This window comes from Micromonospora sp. D75 (genome assembly GCF_018070405.1).
Classification (GTDB): Bacteria; Actinomycetota; Actinomycetes; order Mycobacteriales; family Micromonosporaceae; genus Micromonospora; species Micromonospora chalcea.
Map to the genome: position 1 here is coordinate 1 of NZ_JAGPXV010001049.1, position 1,034 is coordinate 1,034.

Here is a 1,034-nt window from a genome sequence, read left to right on the forward strand (position 1 = left end):
GAAGACCATGGCCGTGAACGTGGTCGGCGAGCTGGCGCCCGGCGTCACCGCCAAGGACCTGGTGCTCGCGCTGATCGCGCAGGTCGGCACCGGCGGCGGTCGCGGTCACATCGTCGAGTACCGGGGCGAGGCGATCCGCGACCTCTCCATGGAGGGGCGGATGACCATCGCCAACATGTCCATCGAGTGGGGCGCCAAGGCCGGCATGATCGCGCCGGACGAGACCACGTTCGCGTACCTGAAGGGGCGGCCCAACGCGCCCCAGGGCGACGCCTGGGACGCGGCGCTGGAGTACTGGCGGACGCTGCCCACCGACGACGGCGCGACGTTCGACACCGAGGTCACGCTCGACGCGAGCCGGATCACGCCGTTCGTCACCTGGGGCACCAACCCCGGGCAGGGTGTGCCGCTGGGCGCGACGGTGCCGTCCCCGGAGGACTTCGTCACCGAGCCGGAGCGGGTCGCCGCCCGGCGCGCGCTGGAGTACATGGACCTCACCCCGGGCACGCCGATGCGTGACCTGGCCGTGGACGTGGTCTTCGTCGGCTCCTGCACCAACGGCCGCCTGGAGGACCTGCGTGCCGCCGCCGACGTGCTGCGCGGGCACCGCGTCGCCGACGGCGTACGCATGCTCGTGGTCCCCGGCTCGGCCGCGGTCCGCGAGGCGGCCGAGATCGAAGGGCTGGACAAGGTCTTCACCGAGGCCGGCGCCGAGTGGCGTTTCGCCGGCTGCTCCATGTGCCTGGGCATGAACCCGGACACGCTGAAGCCGGGTGAGCGTTCCGCCTCGACCTCCAACCGCAACTTCGAGGGCCGCCAGGGCCGGGGCGGGCGTACCCACCTGGTGTCCCCGCCGGTCGCCGCCGCCACCGCCGTGGTCGGCCGGCTGGCCGCCCCCGCCGACCGGGAGTAGGGCAGCCGAGCGATGGGCCAGTTCCCCACCCACACCGGCCCCGCCGGGCCGCTGCGCCGTTCCCACGGGGACCCCGACCCGATCCTCCCCGCCGTGGGCCGCCAGCGGGGGCCCCGGCCCG

1 protein-coding gene is annotated in these 1,034 nt (G+C 74.7%); it reads left to right on the plus strand.

Annotated elements, in window-relative coordinates; genetic code table 11:
- The coding region (locus tag KBX39_RS31880; RefSeq protein ID WP_210874133.1) for an aconitase family protein at positions 1-913 on the plus strand (913 nt) is incomplete at its 5' end.
- Between the last annotated feature and the right edge of the window lie 121 nt (positions 914-1,034).